The organism is Klebsiella sp. HC6 (assembly GCF_022605325.1).
GTDB classification, from domain to species: Bacteria; Pseudomonadota; Gammaproteobacteria; order Enterobacterales; family Enterobacteriaceae; genus Klebsiella; species Klebsiella terrigena.
This window is the reverse complement of sequence record NZ_CP093276.1, coordinates 265,943-291,144: the sequence shown is the minus strand read 5'-3', so window position 1 is coordinate 291,144 and position 25,202 is coordinate 265,943. Positions and strand designations below refer to the sequence as shown.

At 58.9% G+C, this 25,202-nt stretch carries 23 protein-coding genes and 1 riboswitch; of the genes, 16 read left to right on the top strand and 7 right to left on the bottom strand.

The genetic code is table 11. The features are described from left to right. The first annotated feature begins 89 nt into the window (after positions 1-89). The 7 genes from nikA to MMW58_RS01275 all read left to right on the top strand — a co-directional run bounded on the left by nikA (position 90) and on the right by MMW58_RS01275 (position 6,787). Positions 90-1,664 (top strand): nickel ABC transporter substrate-binding protein, encoded by a 1,575-nt coding sequence (nikA, locus tag MMW58_RS01305; RefSeq protein WP_371823005.1) that lies wholly within the window; start codon positions 90-92, stop codon positions 1,662-1,664. Next, entirely contained in the window at positions 1,664-2,608 is a 945-nt protein-coding gene (gene nikB, locus MMW58_RS01300; protein WP_241722643.1) for a nickel ABC transporter permease subunit NikB, read from the top strand. The genes nikA and nikB overlap by 1 nt, the downstream gene beginning before the upstream one ends. Beyond that, on the top strand, positions 2,605-3,438 hold the full coding sequence (gene nikC, locus MMW58_RS01295; protein WP_095102875.1) for a nickel ABC transporter permease subunit NikC: 834 nt from the start codon (positions 2,605-2,607) through the stop codon (positions 3,436-3,438). Before nikB ends, nikC begins: the two co-directional genes overlap by 4 nt. Continuing rightward, positions 3,438-4,202 (top strand): nickel import ATP-binding protein NikD, encoded by a 765-nt coding sequence (gene nikD, locus MMW58_RS01290; protein WP_095102873.1) that lies wholly within the window; start codon positions 3,438-3,440, stop codon positions 4,200-4,202. Before nikC ends, nikD begins: the two co-directional genes overlap by 1 nt. Next, the gene (nikE, locus tag MMW58_RS01285) at positions 4,199-4,990 is read left to right on the top strand and encodes a nickel import ATP-binding protein NikE (RefSeq protein WP_133600100.1); all 792 of its coding nucleotides are present in this window, start codon (positions 4,199-4,201) and stop codon (positions 4,988-4,990) included. The genes nikD and nikE overlap by 4 nt, the downstream gene beginning before the upstream one ends. Further along, positions 4,978-5,394: a nickel-responsive transcriptional regulator NikR gene (gene nikR, locus MMW58_RS01280; protein WP_128876965.1), complete on the top strand. Its 417-nt coding sequence runs from the start codon at positions 4,978-4,980 to the stop codon at positions 5,392-5,394. The genes nikE and nikR overlap by 13 nt, the downstream gene beginning before the upstream one ends. 128 nt (positions 5,395-5,522) lie before the next feature. After that, positions 5,523-5,706: riboswitch (M-box (ykoK) riboswitch) on the top strand. 67 nt (positions 5,707-5,773) lie between these two features. Beyond that, complete coding sequence (locus MMW58_RS01275; protein WP_241722642.1) at positions 5,774-6,787, top strand: magnesium transporter; 1,014 nt, start codon at positions 5,774-5,776, stop codon at positions 6,785-6,787. A gap of 46 nt (positions 6,788-6,833) precedes the next feature. Here the strand turns inward: MMW58_RS01275 and MMW58_RS01270 are convergent, their stop codons facing one another. Then, positions 6,834-7,415 carry a nuclear transport factor 2 family protein gene (locus MMW58_RS01270; RefSeq protein WP_133600102.1) on the bottom strand — a complete coding sequence of 194 codons (582 nt, stop codon included), beginning with the start codon at positions 7,413-7,415 and terminating at the stop codon, positions 6,834-6,836. Between the two features lie 109 nt (positions 7,416-7,524). On the opposite strand from MMW58_RS01270, the gene MMW58_RS01265 reads away from it, so the two are divergent. After that, the gene (locus MMW58_RS01265) at positions 7,525-8,418 is read left to right on the top strand and encodes a LysR substrate-binding domain-containing protein (RefSeq protein WP_133600103.1); all 894 of its coding nucleotides are present in this window, start codon (positions 7,525-7,527) and stop codon (positions 8,416-8,418) included. 4 nt (positions 8,419-8,422) lie between these two features. Here MMW58_RS01265 and MMW58_RS01260 read toward each other — a convergent pair whose 3' ends face one another. Continuing rightward, complete coding sequence (locus MMW58_RS01260; RefSeq protein WP_133600104.1) at positions 8,423-9,616, bottom strand: BaiN/RdsA family NAD(P)/FAD-dependent oxidoreductase; 1,194 nt, start codon at positions 9,614-9,616, stop codon at positions 8,423-8,425. A 230-nt stretch (positions 9,617-9,846) separates the two neighbouring features. On the opposite strand from MMW58_RS01260, the gene pitA reads away from it, so the two are divergent. After that, entirely contained in the window at positions 9,847-11,343 is a 1,497-nt protein-coding gene (gene pitA, locus MMW58_RS01255) for an inorganic phosphate transporter PitA (RefSeq protein ID WP_076946205.1), read from the top strand. A gap of 54 nt (positions 11,344-11,397) precedes the next feature. Here pitA and uspB read toward each other — a convergent pair whose 3' ends face one another. Next, positions 11,398-11,733 carry a universal stress protein UspB gene (gene uspB, locus MMW58_RS01250; protein WP_045853954.1) on the bottom strand — a complete coding sequence of 112 codons (336 nt, stop codon included), beginning with the start codon at positions 11,731-11,733 and terminating at the stop codon, positions 11,398-11,400. A gap of 377 nt (positions 11,734-12,110) precedes the next feature. Here uspB and uspA point away from each other — a divergent pair, with 377 nt between their 5' ends. Further along, positions 12,111-12,548 (top strand): universal stress protein UspA, encoded by a 438-nt coding sequence (gene uspA / locus MMW58_RS01245; RefSeq protein ID WP_041143102.1) that lies wholly within the window; start codon positions 12,111-12,113, stop codon positions 12,546-12,548. A gap of 321 nt (positions 12,549-12,869) precedes the next feature. After that, complete coding sequence (gene dtpB, locus MMW58_RS01240) at positions 12,870-14,342, top strand: dipeptide/tripeptide permease DtpB (protein ID WP_159236558.1); 1,473 nt, start codon at positions 12,870-12,872, stop codon at positions 14,340-14,342. Positions 14,343-14,380: 38 nt separating this feature from the next. Here the strand turns inward: dtpB and MMW58_RS01235 are convergent, their stop codons facing one another. Beyond that, on the bottom strand, positions 14,381-14,884 hold the full coding sequence (locus MMW58_RS01235; RefSeq protein ID WP_045853952.1) for an RrF2 family transcriptional regulator: 504 nt from the start codon (positions 14,882-14,884) through the stop codon (positions 14,381-14,383). A gap of 232 nt (positions 14,885-15,116) precedes the next feature. Here MMW58_RS01235 and MMW58_RS01230 point away from each other — a divergent pair, with 232 nt between their 5' ends. Next, positions 15,117-16,319, top strand: a complete 1,203-nt coding sequence (locus MMW58_RS01230) for an NAD(P)/FAD-dependent oxidoreductase (RefSeq protein WP_241722641.1) — start codon at positions 15,117-15,119, stop codon at positions 16,317-16,319. A gap of 81 nt (positions 16,320-16,400) precedes the next feature. Here MMW58_RS01230 and rsmJ read toward each other — a convergent pair whose 3' ends face one another. The 3 genes from rsmJ to MMW58_RS01215 form a co-directional block, all read right to left on the bottom strand. Beyond that, positions 16,401-17,153 carry a 16S rRNA (guanine(1516)-N(2))-methyltransferase RsmJ gene (gene rsmJ, locus MMW58_RS01225; RefSeq protein WP_241722640.1) on the bottom strand — a complete coding sequence of 251 codons (753 nt, stop codon included), beginning with the start codon at positions 17,151-17,153 and terminating at the stop codon, positions 16,401-16,403. Between the two features lie 134 nt (positions 17,154-17,287). Next, a complete protein-coding gene (gene prlC / locus MMW58_RS01220) occupies positions 17,288-19,330 on the bottom strand; it encodes an oligopeptidase A (protein WP_159236560.1) in 2,043 nt (680 codons plus the stop codon). A 185-nt stretch (positions 19,331-19,515) separates the two neighbouring features. Next, positions 19,516-20,787: an acid phosphatase gene (locus MMW58_RS01215; RefSeq protein WP_133600109.1), complete on the bottom strand. Its 1,272-nt coding sequence runs from the start codon at positions 20,785-20,787 to the stop codon at positions 19,516-19,518. 193 nt (positions 20,788-20,980) lie between these two features. Here MMW58_RS01215 and MMW58_RS01210 point away from each other — a divergent pair, with 193 nt between their 5' ends. The 4 genes from MMW58_RS01210 to MMW58_RS01195 all read left to right on the top strand — a co-directional run bounded on the left by MMW58_RS01210 (position 20,981) and on the right by MMW58_RS01195 (position 25,197). After that, positions 20,981-21,823, top strand: a complete 843-nt coding sequence (locus tag MMW58_RS01210) for a 23S rRNA (adenine(2030)-N(6))-methyltransferase RlmJ (protein WP_133600110.1) — start codon at positions 20,981-20,983, stop codon at positions 21,821-21,823. A 71-nt stretch (positions 21,824-21,894) separates the two neighbouring features. Then, a complete protein-coding gene (gorA, locus tag MMW58_RS01205) occupies positions 21,895-23,250 on the top strand; it encodes a glutathione-disulfide reductase (protein ID WP_241722639.1) in 1,356 nt (451 codons plus the stop codon). 323 nt (positions 23,251-23,573) lie between these two features. After that, the gene (locus MMW58_RS01200) at positions 23,574-24,128 is read left to right on the top strand and encodes a recombinase family protein (protein WP_241723679.1); all 555 of its coding nucleotides are present in this window, start codon (positions 23,574-23,576) and stop codon (positions 24,126-24,128) included. A gap of 64 nt (positions 24,129-24,192) precedes the next feature. Then, the gene (locus tag MMW58_RS01195) at positions 24,193-25,197 is read left to right on the top strand and encodes an AAA family ATPase (protein WP_241722638.1); all 1,005 of its coding nucleotides are present in this window, start codon (positions 24,193-24,195) and stop codon (positions 25,195-25,197) included. Positions 25,198-25,202: the final 5 nt, after the last annotated feature.

The window sequence follows — 25,202 nt, the reverse complement described above, 5'->3', positions numbered from 1 at the left end:
GGCCATTGATTGATCTGAGTTACTCCTAAAGTATGATGAATTATTAAAATCATCATACTTTTCTGCTCACTGAGATTAACGCCTTGTCGATCCTCCGCACCCTCTTCCGCCCCCTTCTGACGGCGGTTTGCCTCTGTCTGCCTCTGCTCACCGGCGCCGCCGCGCGCGAAGTCGTCACCGCCTGGCCGGTAAACGTCGGCCCCCTGAATCCCCACCTCTATACGCCCAACCAGATGTTTGCCCAAAGCATGGTCTACGAGCCGCTGGTCAAATATCAGCAGGATGGCTCGGTCAAGCCGTGGCTGGCGAGCAGCTGGAGCCACTCTGCAGACGGCAAGGTCTGGCTGTTTACCCTGCGCAGTGACGTACAGTTCTCTAACGGCGAGCCGTTTAACGCCCAGGCGGCGGTAGCCAATTTTCAGGCGGTGCTGGCGAACAGGCAGCGCCACGCCTGGCTGGAGCTGACCAATCAGATTAGCGATGTCAGGGCGCTAAGCGATACCCGGCTGCAAATCACCCTCAAAAGCGCCTACTACCCTTTTCTGCAGGAGCTGGCGCTGCCGCGTCCGTTCCGCTTTATCGCCCCGTCACAGTTTGTTGACGGCGGCACCGTTCACGGGGTTAAGGCGCCCATCGGCACCGGGCCGTGGGTGCTGAAAACCACGAAGCTCAACCAGCTTGACGTGCTGGTGCGTAACCCACGCTACTGGGGCGAAAAACCGACGATTGACCAGGTGACCGTGAAGGTGCTCCCGGACCCGATGACCCGCGCCGTCGCCTTTGAAACCGGCGATATCGATCTGCTCTACGGCAACGAGGGCCTGCTGCCGCTGGATACCTTCGCGCGTTTCAGCCACAACCCTGCCTGGCGCACCCAGCTTTCTCAGCCCGTCGAAACGGTGATGCTGGCGCTTAACTCTGCCAAAGCGCCCACTAATGAGCTGGCGGTGCGGGAAGCGCTCAACTATGCGGTCAACAAAAAGTCGCTGATCGACAACGCGCTGTACGGCACCCAGCAGGTCGCCGAAACGCTGTTCGCTCCTTCGGTGCCCTATGCCAATATCGGCCTGACCCCGCGCCGCTACGATCCGCAGCGGGCTAACGCCCTGCTGGAAAAGGCCGGCTGGCTGAAGCCCGCGGGCGAGCAGATCCGCCGGAAAAATGGCCAGCCGCTGCGCATCGAGATGTCGTTTATCGGCACCGACGCCCTGAGCAAATCCATGGCCGAAATTATGCAGGCCGATATGCGCCAGGCTGGCGTCGACGTCGTGCTGAACGGCGAAGAAGAGAGCAGTATTTATGCCCGCCAGCGCGACGGGCGCTTCGGCATGATTTTTAACCGCACCTGGGGCGCGCCGTACGATCCGCACGCCTTTATGAGCTCGATGCGCGTCCCCTCTCACGCCGACTATCAGGCCCAGCTGGGATTAGCCGATAAGGCGCTTATCGACCAGCAGATTGGTAAGGTGCTGACGACCACCGACGAAACCCAGCGCCGGGCGCTGTATCGCGATATCCTGACCCGCCTGCACAACGATGCGGTCTATCTGCCCATCAGCTACGTCTCGATGATGGTGGTGGCAAAACCCGAGCTCGGTACAATCCCTTACGCTCCGGTTGCCGCTGAAATTCCGTTCGAACTGATCCAGCCGGAGCAGCCCTGATGCGACGCTACGTACTGCGGCGCATCCTGCTGCTGATACCGATGATTTTCGCCGCCTCGGTCATTATCTTTCTCATGCTGCGTCTCGGCACCGGCGACCCGGCGCTGGACTATCTGCGCTTATCAAATCTTCCTCCGACGCCGGAGATGGTGGCCTCCACGCGCGCGATGCTCGGACTTGACCAATCGCTCGTCACCCAGTACGCCGGCTGGCTATGGAAGGCGCTGCATCTCGATTTTGGCCTCTCCTTCGCCACCCAGCGACCGGTGATCGACGACGTGATGCACTTCCTGCCCGCCACGCTGCAGCTGGCGGGCGCGGCGCTGGTCATTATCCTGCTGACCTCCGTGCCGCTGGGGATTTGGGCCGCCCGCCATCGCGATCGCCCGGCGGATTTCATCGTGCGGGCGATCGCTTTTCTCGGCGTCTCGATGCCCAACTTCTGGCTCGCCTTCCTGCTGGTGATGTTTTTTTCCGTCTACTTGCAGTGGCTGCCGGCGCTGGGCTACGGCGGCTGGCAGCACCTTATTCTGCCCGCGGCGTCGATAGCCCTGATGTCGCTGGCCATTAACGCCCGCCTGCTGCGCGCCAGCATGCTGGAGGTTGCCGGCCAGCGCCACGTCACCTGGGCGCGGCTGCGCGGGCTGAGCGACAGGCAAACCGAACGCCGCCATATTCTACGCAACGCCTCGCTGCCCGTGGTGACCGCTATCGGGATGCATATTGCCGAGCTGATTGGCGGCACGATGATTATCGAAAACATCTTTGCCTGGCCGGGCATCGGGCGCTACGCGGTGTCGGCCATCTTTAACCGCGACTACCCGGTGATCCAGTGCTTCACGCTGGTGATGGTGGTGGTGTTTGCGCTCTGCAACCTGACGGTTGACCTGCTCAACGCCGCGCTGGACCCGCGCATTCGCCGCCATGAAGGAGTACGCCAGTGAACCTTTTTCTTTCCGCCCGCTGGCCGGTTCGCCTGGCGCTGATCGCCATTATCCTGCTGGTGCTGATCGCCCTCACCGCCCAGTGGTGGCTGCCCTACGACCCGCAGGCCGTTGATTTACCGTCACGCCTGCTCTCGCCGGACGCCCGGCACTGGCTGGGTACCGACCATCTGGGACGCGATATTCTTTCCCGTCTGCTGGCCGCCACGCGGGTTTCTCTCGGCGCGGTGCTGGCCTGCCTGCTGCTGGTGCTGACGCTGGGGCTGGTCATCGGCGGCTGCGCCGGGCTAATGGGCGGCCGGGTCGACCAGCTCACCATGCGGGTTGCCGATATGTTTATGACCTTCCCGACCTCAATCCTGTCGTTTTTCATGGTCGGCGTACTGGGTACCGGGCTGACTAACGTGATTATCGCCATCGCCCTGTCGCACTGGGCATGGTACGCGCGGATGGTGCGCAGCCTGACGATTTCGCTACGCCAGCGCGAGTTTGTGCTCGCGTCCCGGCTTTGCGGGGCGGGGCATATCCGCGTCTTTGTCGATCATCTGGCAGGAGCGGTGGTGCCGTCGCTGCTGGTGCTCGCCACGCTTGATATCGGCCATATGATGCTGCACGTCGCCGGAATGTCGTTCCTTGGCCTCGGCGTCAGCGCGCCGACCGCGGAGTGGGGAGTGATGATTAACGACGCGCGCCAGTACATCTGGACCCAGCCGCTGCAGATGCTGTGGCCGGGCCTGGCGCTGTTTATCAGCGTGATGGCCTTTAACCTGGTGGGCGACGCGCTGCGCGATCGTCTCGATCCTCACCTGATCGCGGAGCATAGCCACTGATGCCACAGAAGATTGAGCTCGAGCAGTTCACCCTCCACGCCGGGCAACCTCTGGTCCACGATCTGTCGCTGACGCTGCGCCGCGGCCAGGTGCTGGCGCTGCTCGGCAGCAGCGGCTGCGGGAAATCGCTGACCTGCGCCGCGGCCCTTGAGGTTCTGCCGCCCGGCGTCCGACAAAGCGCCGGGCGCATCCTGCTCGACGGCATGCCGGTCCACGGCAGGCAGCTGCGCGGAGGCACCGTCGCCACCATTATGCAGAATCCTCGCAGCGCCTTTAACCCGCTGCACACCATGGCGGCTCACGCCCGGGAAACCTGCCGCGCCGTCGGCCGGCCGCTGGATGAGTCCTCATTTATCGCCGCGCTGGAGGCGGTGGGGCTGGAGAACCCCGCCCGGCTGCTCAGGCGCTATCCCTTCGAGATGAGCGGCGGCATGCTGCAGCGGATGATGATTGCCCTGGCCGTGCTGAGCGAGGCGCCGTTTATCTTTGCCGATGAGCCCACCACCGACCTCGATGCCGTCGCCCAGGCGCGCATTCTTGACCTGCTGGAGGAGATCGTCACCACCCGCGGCCAGGGCCTGCTGCTGATCACCCACGATATGGGCGTGGTGGCGCGGCTGGCGCACGAGGTCGCGGTGATGGATGGCGGTCGTATCGTCGAGCGCTGCGATGTGGCAACCCTGTTCAGCGCCCCGCAGCATCCGGTCAGCCGGCGGCTGCTGGCGGCGCACCTGGCGCTGTATGGAATGGAGAGCAGAGCGTGAATTTACTTAACGTCGCTGGCGTCAGCCACGATTACCCGCATCACCCGGCGGTGCTGCAGCAGATCGACCTCAGCATCGCGCCGGGGGAGACGGTGGCCCTGCTCGGGCGCAGCGGCTGCGGCAAAAGCACCCTCGCACGCATGCTGGTGGGGCTGGAATCACCCGATTGCGGCGTTATCGCCTGGCGCGATACGCCGCTCACGGCCCTGAAGGGCGAGGCTCTGCGCACCTTTCGCCGCGATATCCAGCTGGTTTTTCAGGACCCGCTGAGCGCGGTGAATCCGCGTAACACGGTGCTGGAGATTATCAGCGAACCGCTGCGCCACCTGTTCCGCTACTCCCGCGATGAGCGCACGGCGCAGGTGAAGGCGATGCTGCAGGCGGTCGATCTCTGCGCTGACCTGCTCCACAAGCGCCCGCTGCAGCTCAGCGGCGGCCAGCTCCAGCGCGTGTGCCTGGCCCGGGCGCTGGTGGTGCGGCCGCAGCTGCTGATCCTTGATGAGGCAGTGTCGAATCTGGATCTCGTCCTGCAGGCGGAGATCGTTGCCTTACTCAAGCGTCTGCAGGTACAGTTTTCTACCGCCTGCCTGTTTATCACCCACGACCTGCGGCTGGTCGAACGCTTTTGCCAGCGGGTGATGGTGATGGAGAGCGGGCAAATTGTTGAAACGACGGAGATAAGCTCACCGCTGCGTCTTCAGTCCACGGCGGGTCGGGCGCTACAGCGCGCGGTACTTCCCGCTTTTCCAGCCTCCCTGACCAAAGAGAAACGGCCATGCAGCGCGTAACCCTGACCCTTGATGATGAGCTTCTCGCCACCCTTGATGCACTCAGCGAACAGCGGGGCTATAACAACCGCTCGGAAGCGGTGCGCGATATTTTGCGCAATACCCTGATGCATGAACATGCGCAAAAGAGCGAACAGCGCGGCTACGCGGTGCTCTCCTACGTGTACGAACACGAGAAGCGCGAGCTGGCGAGCCGGCTGATTGCCACCCAGCACCATCACCACGATCTCTCCGTCGCCACGCTGCACGTGCACATCAGCCACGATGACTGCCTCGAGATTGCGGTACTGAAAGGGGAAATGGGCGAAGTGCAGCACTTCGCTGATGAGGTGATTGCCCAGCGCGGCGTGCGCCACGGGCATTTGCACTGCCTGACCGCGGAGGAGGAGCACGCCCACCCCTAGTCTCACGCTCGGCGGGAACGCAACGGCGGATCGGTAAACAAAACCGCCGCCGTTTATCAACAGTTGATAAACATGTTGAATTATCAACCCGGTTAACTATCTCTTTTCGTGAATAATGGCGCCTCATTTAACGATCTCGTTATGGCGAGGCTCCTGCACAAATATAAGTTACCGCCCTGCTGGTATCGAGAGAGACCACTCAGGGAAATACAGGCATCCATCGAATCAAGGTGTTGCCAAGGTAACTTCTGACGGCATTCGTGCCGGACGGATACGTTGTGCAGTGCTAAAACCAGGACGTAGGGATCTGCCCGCAATCTGCCTGTGGTCATCCTGTCTTGTTCGCCCCTATGAGTGATTTTTTATAGGGAATTACACCATGTCATCCATCCAACACTGCGCCACCCATCCGGCTAACGCCGCCTTCGACGGCGATGCGATCGCCCAGTACATGCGTACCGACTTTATTACGCTGCCGGAGCAGCTTAGCGTTCATGAAGCGCGGGAGCGCTTTGTCTCGCAGCTCACCAGCGACGATATCCCAGGCCAGGTTTTCGTCGTCGCCGGCAGGAAGCTGCGCGGCAGCCTGTCGATTAAAAAACTGCTGCAGGAGAGCGATGCCACTCAGCCCATTCGCTACTTAATGGACAGCTGCCTGTTCCGCGTAAAGCCCGATGATGAGCGCCAGCAGGTGGTGGCCGAACTGGGCGAACGCGGGCTCAACCTGGTACCGGTGGTCGAAAAAGGCGAGCTGGTGGGCTGCCTGATGGAGAAGGAGATCGCCCATCTGCTGGAAGATGAGGTCACCGAAGACGCGCATCTGCAGGGCGCCACGCTGCCGCTGGAGAAGCCCTATCTGGAGATAAGCCCGTGGACGCTGTGGAAGAAGCGTTCGGTCTGGCTGCTGCTGCTGTTCGTCGCCGAAGCCTACACCAGCAGCGTGATACAGCACTTTGAAGAGGCGCTGGAGTCGGCCATTGCGCTGGCCTTCTTTATCCCGCTGCTGATCGGCACCGGCGGCAACAGCGGCACGCAGATCACCTCCACGCTGGTGCGCTCCATGGCGCTGGGCGAAGTGCGGCTGCGCGATATGGGACGGGTTATCCGCAAAGAGGTCTCGACGTCGCTGCTGATCGCCCTCACGCTCGGGCTGGCGGGATGCCTGCGCGCCTGGATGATGGGCATCGGGATGGAAATCACCCTGATCGTCAGCCTGACGCTGGTGTGCATTACGCTGTGGAGCGCGCTGGTATCGTCGGTGATCCCGATGGTGCTCAAGCGCGTCGGTATCGACCCGGCGGTAGTCTCCGCGCCGTTTATCGCCACCCTGATCGACGGCACCGGCCTGATCATCTACTTCAAAATCGCCCAGTACTTTCTTGGTCTGAACTGACGGCGTACGGGCCCGCCGGCTCACCCGGCGGCCCGCTTTGCCCGCGCTATGCCGAGAGCCAGCGCATGCCTGCGGCCTTCATCTCCCGCTCCTGGTCGCTGCCTCGGGTGGCAAAAACCCGCTGTACCGGAAAACCGCTCTGCTCAAGCAGATAGCCCAGCGCGGCGTATTCGCGCGGGTACTTTGCCGCCAGCGCCGAATCAATCTCAGTCGGCCCCAGCGGGAAGGTAAAGGTCCCCATATCGTAGATACTCTGCCGGTGGAATAGCCGCCACACGCCATCGCGCTTTTCCGCCATATCGTAAAAACGGTTGTGGCACTCGCAGCCGATATTCAGCCGGGTATTTTCCGCAATAATCATGGCGCAGGTTTCGAGGATCGCGCGGCTGCCGTCGTCGCTGAACTGCACGACCGGGGAGCTAATCAGGTGCCGGGTCCGCAGCTCAGAGGCGCCCATGCGCATCGAGCCATCGATAAAATCGCTGGCCAGCCCTTCAAACCAGGTAATTTCTATCGTTCCGTCCGGGTGAAACAGCTCGCGTAATTTATCCCATTCGCTCAGGTCGCGATGGATCCAGCCGGTCATCAGGTCGTTAAGCTGCTGGCGGTCCTGCAGTTGGCTATGCATGTTGGTCTCTCCGATTAGTGAACCGGGTGTAGTTTGTGCCCGCGATCCAATAAACTCAAATATACAGATTTCATCGATCAATCACTTTAAGTGATGAATGAGGGTCCCTATGGAACTACGCCACCTGCGCTACTTTTTGGCCGTTGCCGAGGAGAGCCATTTCGGCCGCGCCGCCGAGCGCCTGCACATCGTGCAGCCCGCGCTGAGCAAGCAGATTAAAGATCTCGAAAACGAGCTGGGAGGCGCGCTATTTATCCGCTCCAGCCGGCGGGTGACGCTTACCGAAGCCGGGAAGCTGCTGCAGGTTCAGGCGCAAAATATCCTCGCCCAGACTGAGCATAGTCGCTTAATGGTCGAACGGTCGCTCAAAGGGGAGATGGGCCAGGTGCGGGTCGGCTTTGCCGGTAACGCGGTGCTCAGCGGGCGGCTGATTGCCGATATGCGGCTCTTCCACCAGCGCTATCCGCAGGCGGAGCTCAGGGTGCAGGAGCTGGAGCCGCATCAGCAAATCGAAGCCATTCTGCATGACCAGCTGGATATTGGCTATCTGCCGGATTTTCAGGGTGCAAACCACCCGGCGCTGCGCCGGGAGGCGGTCGGCAGCTGGCAGCGGTTCGTGGCGATGAATGAAGAGAGCCCGCTGGCCGCTCACCCGCGGCTGACCGTTGAGATGCTGGCGGACGAAGCGCTGATCCTCTACGCCAGCCACGATGCGGACGCGCGGCTGGCGTCAACGCTGCAGGCGCTCGGCGGCAGGGAAAATCACCTCGTCTCGCGCGCCTCGGGGACGCTGAGCGTGCTGGCGATGGCTGGCGCCGGGCTGGGGGTGGCGCTGGTCCCCGAGCCGGTGGTGCAGGTCGGCATTCCGGGCATCGTCTATCGCCCGCTGGATGCCCCGGAGCTCTGCGCCAACCTGATCCGGGTCAGCCGCAAAGAGGAGATTAACGGGGCGGCGCGCGCCTGGCAGGCGCTGTTTACGCCGCCTTCTGCCGCCGGGGAGTAGCGCCCTACTTCTGGGCCAGCGCCTGCGCGCAGGCCCAGGCGGAGGCCCACGCCCACTGGAAGTTATAGCCGCCGAGCCAGCCGGTGACGTCCATCACTTCGCCGATAAAATAGAGCCCGGGCACTTTCCGTGCTTCCATCGTGCGGGAGGAGAGTTCGTTGGTATCCACGCCGCCGAGGGTCACCTCCGCCGTCCGATAGCCCTCGGTGCCGTTGGGCTGCACGCGCCAGGCGGTCAGCGTCTCCACCAGCGCCTCCTGCTCGCGGAGGTTGAGCTGCTTCAGCGTGACGTCCGGGATCTGCCCCAGCTGCTGCAGGCACTCGACCAGACGCTTCGGCAGCTGCATGGAGAGGGTATTTTTCAGGCTTTGATTCGGATGCTCTGCCCGCTGCTGGTTGAGGAAGTCGTCGAGGCTGCAGTCCGGCAGCAGGTTGATGCTGACGAATTCTCCCGCCTGCCAGTAGCTGGAAATTTGCAGCACCGCCGGGCCGGAGAGCCCGCGATGGGTAAACAGCAGATTCTCGCGGAAAACCGTGCCGTCCTCGGCGGTAATGGTCGACGGCACCGACACGCCGGAGAGCACCTGCAGCTGTTCGAGCAGCGGTTTATGCAGGGTAAAAGGCACCAGCCCGGCGCGGGTCGGCAGCACCGTCAGGCCAAACTGTTCGGCCAGCTTGTAGCCGAACGGCGACGCGCCAAGGCCCGGCATCGACAGGCCGCCGGAGGCGACCACCAGCCTGTTCGCCGCCACCGTTTCGCCGTTAAGCTGCAGGGTGAAGCCCGCGTCGTCGCGCTCGACGCTCAGGATCTCCGTGCGCAGGCGGAGCTGCACGCCGCCCTTTTCACATTCGGCCAGCAGCAGGTTGACCACCTGTTCGGCAGAGTCGTCGCAGAACAGCTGGCCGAGCGTCTTCTCATGCCAGGCGATGCCGTGTTTACCCACCAGCTCGATAAAATCCCACTGGGTGTAGCGCGCCAGCGCCGACTTGCAAAAATGCGGGTTTTGGCTGAGATAGGCCGCCGGCTCGATATACATATTGGTAAAATTGCAGCGCCCGCCGCCGGACATCAGGATTTTACGGCCCGGTTTTTTACCATTATCCAGCAGCAGCACGCGCAGCCCCGCCTGGCCCGCCTGTGCTGCACAAAACATTCCCGCCGCTCCGGCGCCGATTACAATGGCATCAAACCTTTCCACACTGCTTTCCTCATGTCCCGATTGTCGGGAATTGTAAATATTTCACGCTGGTCGCACCAGCGCGAAAAATTAAGTATTTATTTACATCATTGAAATATATAGGATTACTCCCAAGCGCGTCGTACCTGAAGAGCAGGGAAATCAAAAAAAGTCTATATTTCACTTTGCCCGCGCCGCTAAAGTCACTGATAATGCGCCGCGTTCATGTCCTCAAAATGGCGTAACGTCCTATGCTACATTTATTTGCCGGTCTGGATTTACATACCGGGCTATTACTATTGCTTGCTTTAGCTTTCGTGCTGTTTTACGAAGCGATTAACGGTTTTCATGATACCGCAAACGCTGTTGCAACTGTGATCTACACACGCGCAATGCGGTCGCAGCTTGCTGTGGCGATGGCGGCTCTCTTCAACTTTTTCGGCGTTCTGTTAGGTGGTCTTAGCGTAGCTTATGCCATTGTGCATATGTTGCCGACCGACCTGCTGCTTAACATGGGTTCTGCACATGGCCTCGCTATGGTGTTCTCCATGCTGCTGGCGGCGATTATCTGGAACCTCGGAACCTGGTACTTCGGTCTTCCGGCCTCCAGTTCGCATACGCTGATCGGCGCCATCATCGGGATTGGTTTAACCAATGCGTTGATGACCGGCACCTCGGTGGTTGACGCGCTGAATATCCCGAAAGTCATCGGTATTTTCGCCTCGCTGATCGTCTCGCCTATCGTGGGCCTGGTGGTGGCTGGCGGCCTGATTTTCATTCTGCGCCGCTACTGGAGCAATACCAAGAAACGCGCCCGTATCCACCTGACGCCTGCTGAACGTGAAAAGAAAGACGGGAAGAAAAAACCGCCGTTCTGGACCCGCATTGCGCTGATTCTGTCAGCCATCGGCGTGTCATTCTCGCACGGCGCGAACGACGGTCAGAAGGGCATTGGCCTCGTCATGCTGGTGCTTATCGGCGTAGCGCCGGCAGGGTTCGTGGTTAACATGAACGCCTCCGGCTACGAAATCACCCGTACCCGCGATGCGGTCAATAACGTGGAAACCTTCTTCGAACAGCGTCCTGAGCTGCTGAAGAAAGCGACCGGCGTTGACCAGCTGATTCCGTCACCGGAAGCCGGTGCGGTCGCCGCGGGCGAGTTCCACTGCCATCCGGCGAACACCGTCAACGCGCTTAGCCGCGTGAAAACGATGCTTACCGGAATCGAAAGCTACGACGCGCTCACTCTCGATCAGCGCAGCCAGATGCGCCGCATTATGCTGTGTATTTCCGACACCACCGACAAAGTCGCGAAGCTGCCGGAAGTGAATGGCGATGACAAGCGTCTGCTGAAGAAGCTTAAAACCGATATGCTGAGCACCATCGAGTACGCGCCAATCTGGATCATTATGGCGGTTGCTCTGGCGTTGGGTATCGGCACCATGATCGGCTGGCGCCGCGTGGCGACCACTATCGGCGAGAAGATCGGTAAGAAAGGCATGACCTACGCACAGGGTATGTCGGCCCAGATGACCGCAGCCGTATCGATTGGTCTGGCGAGCTATACCGGGATGCCGGTTTCCACCACCCACGTGCTCTCCTCCTCGGTTGCAGGGACGATGCTCGTTGACGGCGGCGGACTGCAGAGAAAAACCGTCACCAGTATTCTGATGGCGTGGGTTCTCACCCTCCCGGCGGCGATTCTGCTGTCAGGCGGGCTGTACTGGATAGCGCTGAAGCTTATCTAAGCGGCTAACGGCAGTGATATAACGGGTCAGGAAACTGGCCCGTTTTTTTTTGCGCTAGTGCCAGATAAGCAGCGCAATCATACTCACCACCACCAGGCCACACAGCGCGCTGGTCAAAATAAACTGCCGCCGCACCCGTTCACAGCGGCGAATAAACTCGTCGTCATGATGATCGCGGTAGCGCTGGCCGTAGATATACCAGACCAGCCTCATCTGTTTACCCGGCTGGCCGTGAGAGGTAAAAAACCCTCCGCCATCAACATATTGATACAGCAAGGGATCGCAACCACGTAGCACTACCAATAACGCACGCAATGATGAGAAGTAGCGTGCCATATTCACCACACAAACGATACACAGGGCCCAAAACAGCGCAATCGTGCTGATCATACATCCTCCCCGGCGACCCGCCCTCGGAGACGTCTCCGGGGCTAGCGCTCCCCAATACCCGACCCATACAATAGAAGAGTGCGATACCAATCACGTTTATTTATTCGATCGGCTCATTAAATAGTGTAGGAGATCAGTTAATTTTTTTACCACAAGGTTAATCGTTATCAATACATAAGACGGATATATTTGTTTAACTATTTGGTGAACCAGGCGCATTGACGGCGCGCGAGGGGCGCTATAAGGTAGAAATATCTTCTACAATTAAGTCCTTAACGGACTGAACCCCCGCGAATTAGCACGCAGGACGCGGGCGAAGCGGCAGCGCTAGCTGTCTGGTCCAACGGTCATCGACAACTTATGGAAGGAGTAACACTATGGCTTACAAACATATTCTTATTGCAGTAGACCTCTCCCCGGAAAGCAAAGTGCTGGTAGAGAAAGCCGTTTCTATGGCACGTCCCTACAATGCCAAGGTTTCCCTGATCCACGTCGATGTGAATTACTCCGACCTCTACACCGGTCTTATCGACGTCAATCTGGGCGACATGCAGAAACGCATTTCTGAAGAGACCCACCACGCGCTGAGCGAACTCTCCGGCAACGCGGGCTATCCGATTACGGAAACCCTGAGCGGCAGCGGCGATCTCGGCCAGGTGCTGGTTGATGCGATTAAAAAATACGATATGGATCTGGTCGTCTGCGGCCACCATCAGGACTTCTGGAGCAAGCTGATGTCCTCCGCACGCCAGCTGATCAACACCGTACATGTCGATATGCTGATTGTCCCGCTGCGCGACGAAGAAGACGAATAACGCTTTCGCCTTTCTCAGCATTAGCCTGTCTGCGCCCGCTTATGCGGGCGTTTCTTTACCCGTCCGCGCCGCCATCCCCCGCCCGCTATTATCCCGACTATCCCGAACGGATCGTTATCGCCCGCCGGGATCAACTAGCAGGATATCAAGCCACATATTTAATATCAGTTAGTGTGATCAACCAATTATAAGAAAAAACATCTATATAATAATCTAATCATTAAGCCAATGGCCGCAGTATAGCGCGCCATCATACTTTTTCAGCGCGTTCTGGCATACGCGTTCATACTTTTTTGGGATAGCACTAAAAGGCGAAGGAATATGAAAACAACTGCACCTACGGGCCTGCTGCAGCAACCGCGGCCGTTCTTCATGATCTTTTTTGTAGAGTTATGGGAGCGATTTGGCTATTACGGCGTCCAGGGCATCCTGGCGGTTTTCTTTGTTAAACAGCTCGGATTCTCTCAGGAACAGGCGTTCATTACCTTCGGCGCATTTGCGGCGCTGGTCTACGGCCTGATCTCCATCGGCGGCTACGTCGGCGACCACCTGCTGGGCACCAAACGGACGCTGGTGCTGGGGGCGATTGTGCTGGCGCTCGGCTATTTCATGACCGGGCTGTCGCTCCTGAAACCCGATCTCATTTTTATCGCTCTGGGCACCATCGCCGTCGGCAACGGGCTGTTTAAGGCCAACCCCGCCAGCCTGCTGTCAAAGTGCTATCCCCCGGACGACGCCCGCCTCGACGGGGCGTTCACCCTGTTTTACATGTCGATTAACATCGGCTCCCTGCTGTCGCTATCGCTGGCGCCGGTGATTGCCGAGAAGTTCGGCTATGCCGTCACCTACAACCTGTGCGGGGCGGGGCTGATTATCGCTCTGCTGGTCTACTTCGCCTGCCGCGGGATGGTCAAAGATATCGGTTCGGAGCCCGACCATCGGCCGCTGGTGCTGCGCAACCTGCTGTATGTGCTGGTCGGTACGGTAGCGATGATTTTCCTCTGCGCCTGGCTCATGCATAACGTGAAAATCGCCAACCTGGTGCTGATCGTCCTCTCTGTCGTGGTGATTATTTTCTTCTTTCGCGAGGCCTTCAAGCTCGATAAAACCGGCCGCAACAGGATGTTTGTCGCCTTTATCCTGATGCTGGAAGCGGTGCTGTTCTACATCCTGTATGCGCAAATGCCCACGTCGCTCAACTTTTTTGCCATCAACAACGTGCACCACCAGATCCTTGGCATCACCATTAACCCGGTCAGCTTCCAGGCGCTGAATCCGTTCTGGGTAGTGGTCGCCAGCCCGGTACTGGCGGCAATCTACACCCGCCTCGGCAACAAAGGTCGGGACCTGACCATGCCGATGAAGTTTACCCTTGGGATGTTTTTATGTTCGCTGGGCTTCCTGACCGCCGCCGCCGCCGGCATCTGGTTTGCCGACGCTCAGGGGCTCACCTCGCCGTGGTTTATCGTGCTGGTCTATCTGTTCCAGAGCCTCGGCGAGCTGCTGATTAGCGCGCTCGGCCTGGCGATGGTCGCCGCGCTGGTTCCCCAGCAGCTGATGGGTTTTATCCTCGGAATGTGGTTCCTGACGCAGGCGGCAGCCTTCCTGATGGGGGGATACGTGGCGACCTTCACCGCGGTGCCGGAAAATATCACCGACCCGCTGCAGACCCTGCCGATCTACACCGACGTGTTCGGCAAAATTGGCCTGGTGACCCTGGCGGTAGCGATAGTGATGGCGATTCTGGTGCCGTGGCTCAACCGTATGATTAATACCCCTGCCGACGGCAAATAGCGTCGGCTCAGACCTCGGCCAGCGACGGCTGGCTGAGGTTAACCCTTACGAGCGTCAATCCACTCCTGCACTTCAATCACAAACTCATCCGGCGCTTTGCGGTACATCTTACGGGCGAGGTCCAAAATCGTATGCTGCCCGAGCGCCTCTTCCATGCGCTGCTGGGCCATGTCCATTACCGAGCGCACGCCACAAATGCCTTCACAGGCCCACTCCGGCGGCTGCTCGTCAAATACCGCCAGCCGCTGGCGAATTTCACGACACTCGAAAATACGCTTATCGCCATCAATGGCATTGACCACGTCCAGCACCGTGATGTGTTCGGCGGGCTTCGCCAGCTGAAAGCCGCCGCCCTTGCCCTCCATGCTGCGCACCAGCCCTGCCCGGGAGAGGCGGGTAAATATTTTGGCCAGGTAGTCGTAGGGCACGCTTTGCAGCTCGGCGATTTCCCGCACGCTCATATCGCGCGCGTCGCCTTTGCTGTCCACCATGCACATCAAACTATGGATGCCGTACTCAACGCCAGAACTGTAGAACGCCATTCTCTTATCTCAGCCAAAACAAATCTGAGTTATTGTAGCTTTTTCATCTCACCCATACCAGACAGATGCCGTATCAAGCGGCAGGATAAATAATTATTTCAATATTTATCATATGCATACAATCAAAACCCCGCTTTTAATCCTGACAACAGCACAAATCACGTTGCACTTTATAACTACGACAAATAAAATCCGAGTAAATACATCGTAGCAAACAGTGAGTGAAACCATAATGGCTAAAAAAATCCTGATCGTCGGCGCGGGCTTTTCCGGAATGTGGGCGGCGCTCAGCGCCGCACGCCTGGCGGATAAGCACCGCGACGAGACCGTGGAAATCACGGTAATTGCCCCGCAGCCCGAGCTGCGGGTGCGTCCACGTTTCTATGAGGACGATGTGCCGACGCTGGTCGCCCCGCTACAGCCATTATTTGACGCCACCGGCGTCAGCTTCCTGCGCGGGAGCGTTGAGCGCATCGTTCCCGCCACCAAAGAAGTGGCGTGGATAGACGCCTCCGGCAACGCGCAGCGCGCGGGCTACGACCGGCTGATTCTCGCCAGCGGCAGCCGCGTTAACCGTACCCAGGTCGCCGGCGCCGAGGCTCACGCCTTCGACCTCGACCAGCTGGAAAGCGCCACCGTTCTGGAAAACCATCTCAAATCCCTGGCCCACGCCGCGGATAGCGTGGCGCGCAATACGGTCGTCGTCTGCGGCGGCGGCTTTACCGGCATCGAGATGGCGATGGAGCTTCCGGGCAAGCTGCGGGCCATCCTGGGCTCAAATGCTAAGACCAGAGTAGTCGTAGTTGAACGCGGCCCGCAGCCGGGCTCGCGCTACAGCGACGCGCTGCGCGAGGTTATCGTTCAGGCCTCCGCAGAGCTCGGCGTTGAGTGGCTGGTGAACGCGGAGATTGAAAGCATTGACGCGTCCGGCGTGACGCTGAAAGACGGGCAGACTATCGCGTCGCAGACCGTTATCTGGACCGTCGGCGTACAGGCCAACGACCTGACGGCGCAGATTGACGCCCCGCGCGATCGCCAGGGCCGCCTGCACGTCAACGGCGATCTTCAGGTGATGGGTCATGATGAGATCTACGCCACCGGGGACGTGGCCTACGCCGCCACCGATGACAAGGGCAACCACGCGCTGATGACCTGCCAGCACGCAATTCTGCTGGGCAAATTTGCCGGCAACAACGCGGCGGCCAGCCTGCTGGAAGTGGCGCCGCTACCTTATCGCCAGGAAAACTACGTCACCTGTCTGGACCTCGGCGCCTGGGGCGCGGTCTATACCGAAGGCTGGGACCAGCAGGTGAAGCTGACGCGAGAAGAGGCGAAAAAGGTGAAGATCGCGATAACCAGCGAGCTTATCTATCCTCCGAAGGCCGACAGAGCCATCGCCTTTGAGATTGCCGATCCGCTGGCGCCGTTCGTCTAACCGCGCCCAGGCCGCGCGATGCTTATCCGGGCTACGTAGTCCGGATAAGGCGTATCGTGCGGGGTGTTCTGCGAGAAGAGGCTATTCCGCCGTGCCGGCGTAAATATCAAACCGATGGCCTTTGGTAACCACCGCGTTCGGCGTGGCAACATCCGCCAGCGGCGGCGCGTAGTCAGGGCGTTTGACCACCACCCGTTTGGTCGCCAGCAGGCGCGCCGGCTCGAGCAGGCCGTCGGCGTCTAAATCCGGTCCCACCAGCGACTGAAAGACGCGCATCTCTTTTTTCACCAGCGCGCTTTTCTGCTTGTGCGGGAACATCGGGTCGAGATAGACCACCTGCGGTCGCGGGGTAATATCGCCCAGCGCCGTCAGGCTCGAAGCGTGAATAAGCTGCAGGCGCTGCTGCAGCCACGGGCCAATTTCCGGGTCGGCATAGCCGCGGGCAAGGCCATTATCAAGCAGCGCCGCCACCACCGGGTTACGCTCCAGCATCCGCACGCGGCAGCCTACGCTGGCGAGCACAAACGCGTCACGCCCCAGCCCCGCCGTGGCGTCCACCACGTCCGGCAGATAGTCGCCCTTGACGCCCACCGCTTTGGCCACCGCCTCGCCGCGTCCGCCGCCGAACCTGCGCCGATGGGCCATCGCCCCGCCGACAAAATCTACAAAGATGCCGCCAAGCTTCGGCTCGTCGCGCTTGCGCAATTCCAGATGCTCCGGCGTCATCGCCAGCGCCATCAGGTTGTCTTCGTCATGCTCCAGCCCCCAGCGGGCGGCCAGAACGGATAAGGCGCCGTCTCCGGCGCCCGTTTCATCAATTAAGCAGATTTTCACTTCCGCTTTACCCTAAATAATTCGCGTTGCCTCAGGACAACAAGGGAACAAATCCCCGGCAACGAACGCAGCGTACGTTCCCGGGGTGAGTGAGTGCAGTTGCCGCAGAGGCAGCCTGAAGTATGGCGGGTAAATTAGCCCTTAATCCCGTAGTGATCCAGCATCGCGTCCAGCTGCGGCTCGCGGCCGCGGAAGCGTTTGAAGAGGATCATCGGCTCTTCAGAACCGCCGCGGCTCAGGATGTTATCGAGGAACGACTGGCCGGTTTCGCGGTTGAAAATCCCCTCTTCCTCAAAGCGGGAGAAGGCATCCGCCGCCAGCACGTCGGCCCACAGGTAGCTGTAGTAGCCCGCCGCGTAGCCGCCGGCAAAAATGTGGCTGAAGGCGTGCGGGAAGCGGCCCCACGACGGGCCAGGCACCACGGCGACCTGCTTTTTGATCTCCGCCAGCGTCTCGAGGATTTTCGCCCCTTGCTCCGGCTGATACTCCGCATGCAGGCGGAAGTCGAACAGGCCGAACTCCAGCTGACGCAGAATAAACAGCGCGGCCTGGTAATTCTTCGCGGCGAGCATTTTTTCCAGCAGCGCCTGCGGCAGCGGTTCGCCGGTCTCGTAGTGGCCGGAGATAAACGCCAGCGCCTCCGGCTCCCAGCACCAGTTCTCCATGAACTGGCTCGGCAGCTCAACCGCATCCCACGGCACGCCGCTGATGCCGGACACGCCCGGGGTATCGATGCGGGTCAGCATGTGGTGCAGGCCGTGGCCGAATTCGTGGAACAGGGTGATCACTTCATCATGGGTGAACAGCGCCGGCTTGCCGCTAACCGGACGGTTAAAGTTGCAGGTCAGGTAGGCCACCGGTTTCTGCAGCGAACCGTCCAGCTTGCGCATCTGGCCGACGCAGTCGTCCATCCACGCGCCGCCGCGCTTGTGCTCGCGGGCGTAGAGATCGAGATAGAAGCTGCCGCGCAGCTCGCCTTTATCATCATACAGCTCGAAGAAGCGCACTTCCGGGTGCCAGACGTCGATATCGGTACGCTCTTTGGCACTGATGCCGTAAATGCGCTTAACCACTTCGAACAGGCCGTTAACGGCTCTGTTCTCCGGGAAATAGGGGCGCAGCTGCTCATCGCTGATGCTGTAGAGATGCTGCTTCTGTTTTTCGCTGTAGTAAGCGATATCCCACGGCTGCAGCTCCTCAACGCCAAACTCCGCTTTGGCGAAGGCGCGCAGCTGGGCCAGCTCTTTCTCCCCCTGCGGACGGGCGCGTTTCGCCAGGTCGGTCAGGAAGTCGAGCACCTGCTGCGGATTTTCCGCCATTTTGGTCGACAGCGATTTTGACGCGTAGCTGTCAAAGCCCAGCAGCTGCGCCAGCTCGTGGCGCAGGGCGAGGATCTCGGCCATCACCGGGCTGTTGTCCCATTTGCCGGCGTTCGGCCCCTGGTCAGAAGCGCGGGTGGAGTAGGCGCGATAGAGCTCTTCGCGCAGCGCCTGGTTGTCGCAGTAGGTCATCACCGGCAGGTAGCTCGGGATATCAAGAGTCAGCAGATAGCCTTCCTGCTCTTTGGCCTGCGCCTGGGCCTGAGCCGCGGCCAGCGCGCTTTCTGGCATCCCGGACAGCTCGGCTTCGTCGGTGACCAGCTTGCTCCAGCCCATGGTAGCGTCGAGCACGTTGTTGCTGTACTGGTTGCCCAGCTCGGAGAGGCGTGCGGCAATTTCGCCGTAGCGCTTCTGCTGCTCTTTTGCGAGGCCAATACCGGAAAGTTCAAAATCACGCAGCGCGTTATCCACCGCCTTTTTCTGGGCGGTGTTGAGGGTGGCGTAGTGGTCGCCGTCGCGCAGGTCGCGATACGCCTGGTACAGGCCTTCGTTCTGGCCCACCCAGGTGCTGTATTCCGACAGCAGCGGCAGGGTTTGTTCGTAGGCTTCACGCAGCTCCGGGCTATTTTTTACCGAGTTCAGATGGCTGACGGGAGAAAAAATACGCCCCAGCACGTCGTCGACTTCCGCCAGCGGCTGGCACAGCGTCTCCCAGCTATAGGGCGCGCCCTGCGCCACGACGCTCTCTACCGCTGCCCGGCAATCGTCCAGCGCTTTGGTGACCGCAGGCACCACATGCTCCGGCTTGATTGCAGAAAAAGGCGGCAACGAAAAAGGCGTCAGTAATGGATTGGTCATATGCGCAGTCCTGTTGAAAAGGGGAAATGAAGCGCGCGTTCCGGCGCTTTAGCATGAGATCTAGAATGGGGGATAGTTGGGTGAATTTCAATGTCGTGCGATGCGCAGAGCCGGGTATTGCTGCAATAAGCCCGGCCGTTGAGCAAAATCCCGGCGGGCGCGCTGCTTCGCCGGGCTGGGTGAGATTAATGCGTCTTCTGCGCCATCTGCCAGGCGGCAGGCAGGTTGAGGCGCTGCCAGAACTGCTGGTCGGCGGTCTCTCCCGACAGCGGATAGCCGGCCGGTAGCGCGCTTTTCACCATCAGCGCCCGACGCTGCGCGGCGGAAAGGTGCGGCAAGGCGGCCTCAAGCAGCACCTCGGCCCCTTCCGGCACCTTCAGGGCCGGCTTCTCGCCCTTCTGCTGCGGCAGATCGTAGGTCATGGTGAAGCGATAAAAGGCGTTCATGGCCGGGTCGCGGTACGGATCGTCCTTGCCGGCGCTTTTCGCGCATTCGGCAAGCGAAGTGCCGCACTCTTTCTCCAGCGCGGCTCGCAGCTGGTCGCGCGCTTCGTTAAACAGCGCGCGATATTTTGCATCGTTCAGATAGTGGGCGACGTTACGCTGCGCCACCATCCGCGAGCCCATCACGTCCAGCGGATAGTGCACGCCAAGCACGATCCGCGAGTAGCCGTAGCGCGCGCCGCGGGTCACCAGCGCATCGAAGCGCTCCGGGATCATCTCGGCCATCAGCAGGGCATCGGTATAGCCCGTATTGGTGTGCCCGCTGGGGAAAGATCCCTCGTCGGCGGAATAGGGCTGGTTATCCTTCACCACCACGTCATCGGGCACCAGGTGGATAGTGTTGCCCTGAATCAGGAACGGACGCGGGTTATTGAAGTGCTTTTTCGCCGCGCCGGTGCTGACTTCGCTGGCCTTAATCAGCGCCGCCGCTTTACCCAGCTCGCCTTTGTCGTAGGCCGCAAGGAACGCCTTGCCCAGCCGGGGCCCCATCGCATCGCTGAGGAAGTAGAGATAGCTTATCCCCTCGGCATCGGCCAACGCCTGGTGGCGGGTAGCCTGGGTGGCATCGCGGTTAATGGCGGTGACGGTGGCGAGATTATCTTTCACCACCGAATCCGGGAGCTTGCTGAACGCCGAGAGCAGCTCAATCCCCGCCTGCTGGTTCGCTTTAGCCTGAAAATCGTAGCCGCTGGCCTTAAGCCAGGCTTTATCCGCCTGGGTTTTATTCTGCTTAGCGTGCTCCAGCTGGCCGCGGGTGAGGGTTGCGGCATCCCCCTTCAGCGCCTGGCGTAGCGCCGCCAGCGTCTGGCTTTCCAGCGCGTCAAACGCCGGACTGGCGGCCGCAGGGGTGACGCTGGCGGCGATCGCCGCCGCCTGATTAAGCGGGACGTCTTTGGCCAGCGCCGGCAGCGCCAGGATCAGCGCCGACGTCAGAAGTGTGATTTGCAGTTTCATTATTTTTCCTTTTATTCAAACGATTACCTTGCCTGCACGCGACGCTAGCGCGACCGTTTGACGTTTTTATGACACCGTTATGTTTTGCAACGCTTTTGCCACAATTGAAACAGCACGGCGCTACAGCGGTAATCCGCACGGATCTGCGGTAAACTATCGGTTATCTTGTTTAATTCCCGGAATCTCTGCATCCATGCTCAGTTATCGCCACAGCTTTCACGCAGGCAACCACGCCGACGTCCTCAAACACACCGTTCAGAGTCTGATCATTGAATCGCTGAAAGAGAAAGAGAAGCCGTTTCTCTATCTGGACACCCACGCCGGCGCAGGTCGCTACCATCTGAGCAGCGAGCACGCCGAGCGTACCGGTGAGTACCTGGAAGGCATCGCCCGCATCTGGCAGCAGGATGACCTGCCGGCCGAGCTGGAGCCCTATATCTCCGTAGTTCAGCACTTCAACCGTAGCGGCCAGCTGCGCTACTATCCCGGCTCCCCGCTGGTTGCCCGCCAGCTGCTGCGCGAGCAGGACAGCCTGCAGCTGACCGAGCTGCACCCGAGCGATTTCCCGCTGCTGCGCTCAGAATTCCAGAAAGACGAGCGCGCGCGCGTGGAAAAGTCCGATGGTTATCAGCAGCTGAAGGCTAAGCTGCCGCCCGCCTCCCGTCGCGGCCTGATTCTGATTGACCCGCCGTACGAAATTAAAAGCGATTACCAGGCGGTGGTGACCGGCATTCACGAAGGCTACAAGCGCTTCGCGACCGGCACCTATGCGCTGTGGTATCCGGTGGTCCTTCGTGCGCAGATTAAGCGCATGATCAAAGAGTTAGAAGCAACCGGCATTCGTAAAATCATGCAGATTGAGCTTGCCGTGCGCCCGGACAGCGACCAGCGCGGCATGACCGCGTCGGGGATGATCGTTATCAACCCGCCGTGGAAGCTGGAACAGCAGATGAACAACGTCCTGCCGTGGCTGCACAAAAAGCTGGTGCCAACCGGCATCGGCCACGCAACGGTTAGCTGGATCGTCCCGGAGTAATCGCAGTCATCGGCGGAACCTATTGATTTCCGGTATACAATCGCAGCATTCAGATATTAAGGATATGACTCATGAGCAAACATTATGACTACATTGCGATTGGCGGCGGCAGCGGCGGTATTGCCTCCATCAACCGCGCGGCGATGTACGGCCAGAAGTGCGCCCTGATTGAAGCGAAAGATCTGGGCGGCACCTGCGTTAACGTCGGCTGTGTACCGAAGAAGATCATGTGGCACGCGGCGCAAATTCGCGAAGCGATTCACCTGTACGGCCCGGACTACGGTTTCGATACCACCATTAACCACTTCGACTGGGGCCGGCTGGTTGCCAGCCGCAGCGCCTACATCGACCGCATTCATACCTCCTACGACAACGTGCTGGGTAAAAATAAGGTCGATGTGATTAAGGGCTTCGCCCGCTTTATTGACGCCAAAACAGTGGAAGTCAACGGCGAGACCCTGACGGCCGATCATATCCTCATCGCCACCGGCGGCCGCCCGAGCCATCCGTCGATTCCGGGCGTAGAGTACGGCATCGATTCCAACGGCTTCTTCGAGCTGCCGGCGCTGCCAAAGCGCGTGGCGGTTGTCGGCGCGGGCTATATCGCCGTTGAGCTGGCGGGCGTGATTAACGGTCTGGGGGCCGAAACGCACCTGTTCGTGCGCAAGCACGCGCCGCTGCGCAGCTTCGATCCGCTGATTGTCGAGACGCTGGTTGAGGTGATGAACGCCGAAGGCCCGCAGCTGCATACCCACGCTATTCCGCAGTCGGTGGTGAAAAACGCCGACGGCAGCCTGACCCTGACCCTCGAAGATGGCCGCAGTCAGACCGTCGATTGCCTGATTTGGGCCATCGGCCGCCAGCCGGAGACCGATAACTTCAACCTCAAGGCCACCGGGGTGGAAACCAACGACAAAGGCTATATCGTCGTGGATAAGTTGCAGAACACCAGCGTGGCGGGGATCTACGCGGTGGGCGATAACACCGGCGCGGTCGAGCTGACGCCGGTCGCCGTTGCCGCCGGCCGCCGCCTCTCCGAGCGTCTGTTCAACAACAAGCCGGAAGAGCATCTGGACTACAGCAACATCCCGACCGTGGTCTTCAGCCACCCGCCGATCGGCACCGTCGGCTTAACCGAGCCGCAGGCCCGCGAGCAGTACGGCGACGAGGCGGTGAAGGTCTATAAATCCTCCTTTACCGCGATGTATACCGCCGTCACCTCGCACCGCCAGCCGTGCCGCATGAAGCTGGTCTGCGTCGGCCCGGAAGAGAAGATTGTCGGTATTCACGGCATCGGCTTCGGCATGGATGAAATGCTGCAGGGCTTTGCGGTCGCGCTGAAGATGGGCGCCACCAAGAAGGACTTCGACAACACCGTGGCGATCCACCCGACCGCCGCGGAAGAGTTCGTGACCATGACACGTTAGTATAGAAAATTCATTCCTACACCTTTTTTAACTCTGAAAAACTGGCTGATATTGGCCAGTTTTTTATTGGCTTTTCTCAATGGACCAAAAAGTTGTTCTCATCTCAAATCGTAAGACCTCTTTTTTATGCGCCAGATTAAGTCTCCAGTTTATCCAGCCGTTTTATGCCGCAGCTTTTCCATTTGTTCACTAGGCGTTGCTGCTGGGGATACGTCGGCCAGAGGACCACCATTTCGAATGAATGAACACAACCACTTTTGGTGGATTTTTTATGACTTTAGTGTTAATTTACTCGTAAATAAATCAATGTAAATTTATTGTTAATGAATCAAAAAATAGGCTATCTGAGGAACTTCGCAGATAATCTCAACCAACGAGAAAATCTGAAATCTGCTGGTTGTACGTTGATCTTTGAAGATGAAGAAAAAGATTTACAGCAATTGAATGTTTGCCTAGAGGCTCTCAAGCCTGGGGATGTACTGGTAGTTACCAGCCTTGAAATACTGGGACGCAATCTGGCCGGAGTCATTAAGACCATAACGTCCATAGCTCAGAAGAAAGCTTTCCTGACCAGCATGAGTGAGCAACTGGATTCTTCACAAGAATCCGGAGATGCGCTGGTGAGGATGTGCCAGTTACTGGTGGGATGTGAACAGTCTCTCGTTCGGGAGAAAAACCTGAAAGGCCTTTCGGCCAGCAGGGCAAGAGGACGCCTTGGTGGAAGAAAAATGAAACTCAGCCGGGAAGACATCACACATATCAAAGAATTATTGAGTCACCCTGAAAGTAGTGTGAGTGAGATTGCGCAAAAGTACGGTGTCTCCAGAACGACAATCTACAAATATGTCGGAGTAATCGTTCCTGATCGTGCACTATAGGCCACATCTTAACGTGCATTAAAGAACTAATATTTATACTATGAACGCACTCAAAGGAGAGTTGATGATGGCAACAGCAGAACAGTTTAAAGCGCTTTTAAAGAGTCACGCTGACGGTGATGAAGCGCGCTTTTACTCCATCGCTCTCCAGGTCGCGGCGAAAGAAGCACGTCAGGGTCACAGCAAACTAGCAAACGACATCAAATTACTTGTTGAAAAATCACAGAAGAACGAAGAAAAAGTGAGTCATCTGACTACTGCACAGACCCTTCCCTTCATACATCAGCCTAAAAGTGAGCTCCAGGGCTTACTGGAATTGACACCCAGCGATGTACATGTTGAAGAGCTGGTTCTGTCCGTGGATGTCAAAGAAAGACTTGAGAAAGTCGTGACTGAGCAACGACAGTCGGACAAATTGAAGCGCTTCGGACTGGTCCCCCGACGTAAACTCCTCTTTACCGGGCCGCCAGGAACAGGTAAAACAATGTCAGCGCTCATGCTGGCTACTGAACTTCGTTTGCCGCTTTATACCATTGTCCTAGATAGCCTAATTACCCGTTATATGGGAGAAACTGCGGCAAAATTACGTCTCATTTTTGATCACATCAGACAGACCCGAGCTGTCTATTTGTTCGATGAATTTGACGCTATTGGCACACAACGTGGTGCATCAAATGATGTGGGCGAAATCAGAAGGGTGCTGAATTCCTTTCTGATGTTTGTGGAGCAGGATTACTCGGAAAGCGTAATTGTTGCAGCGACAAACCACCCGGAGCTACTTGATCAGGCTCTTTATCGCCGTTTCGACGATATTATTCAGTTTGAAAAGCCGCAAGAAGCACAGATTGATATGCTGATGAAAAATCGACTCTCCCTGTTTGATGTTAACCATCTCGACTGGGAAACAATCACAAGAGAGGCTCTGGGCCTTAGTTCTGCTGAAATTACGCGCTCCTGTGATGATGCTGCAAAGGATGCCGTTATATATTCTGACGGAAAACTGGAAACACAGGTAATCGTCAAAGCCCTCGCAAGAAGACATAAAGGGGGTGGCGTAAACCGGGAATAACACAG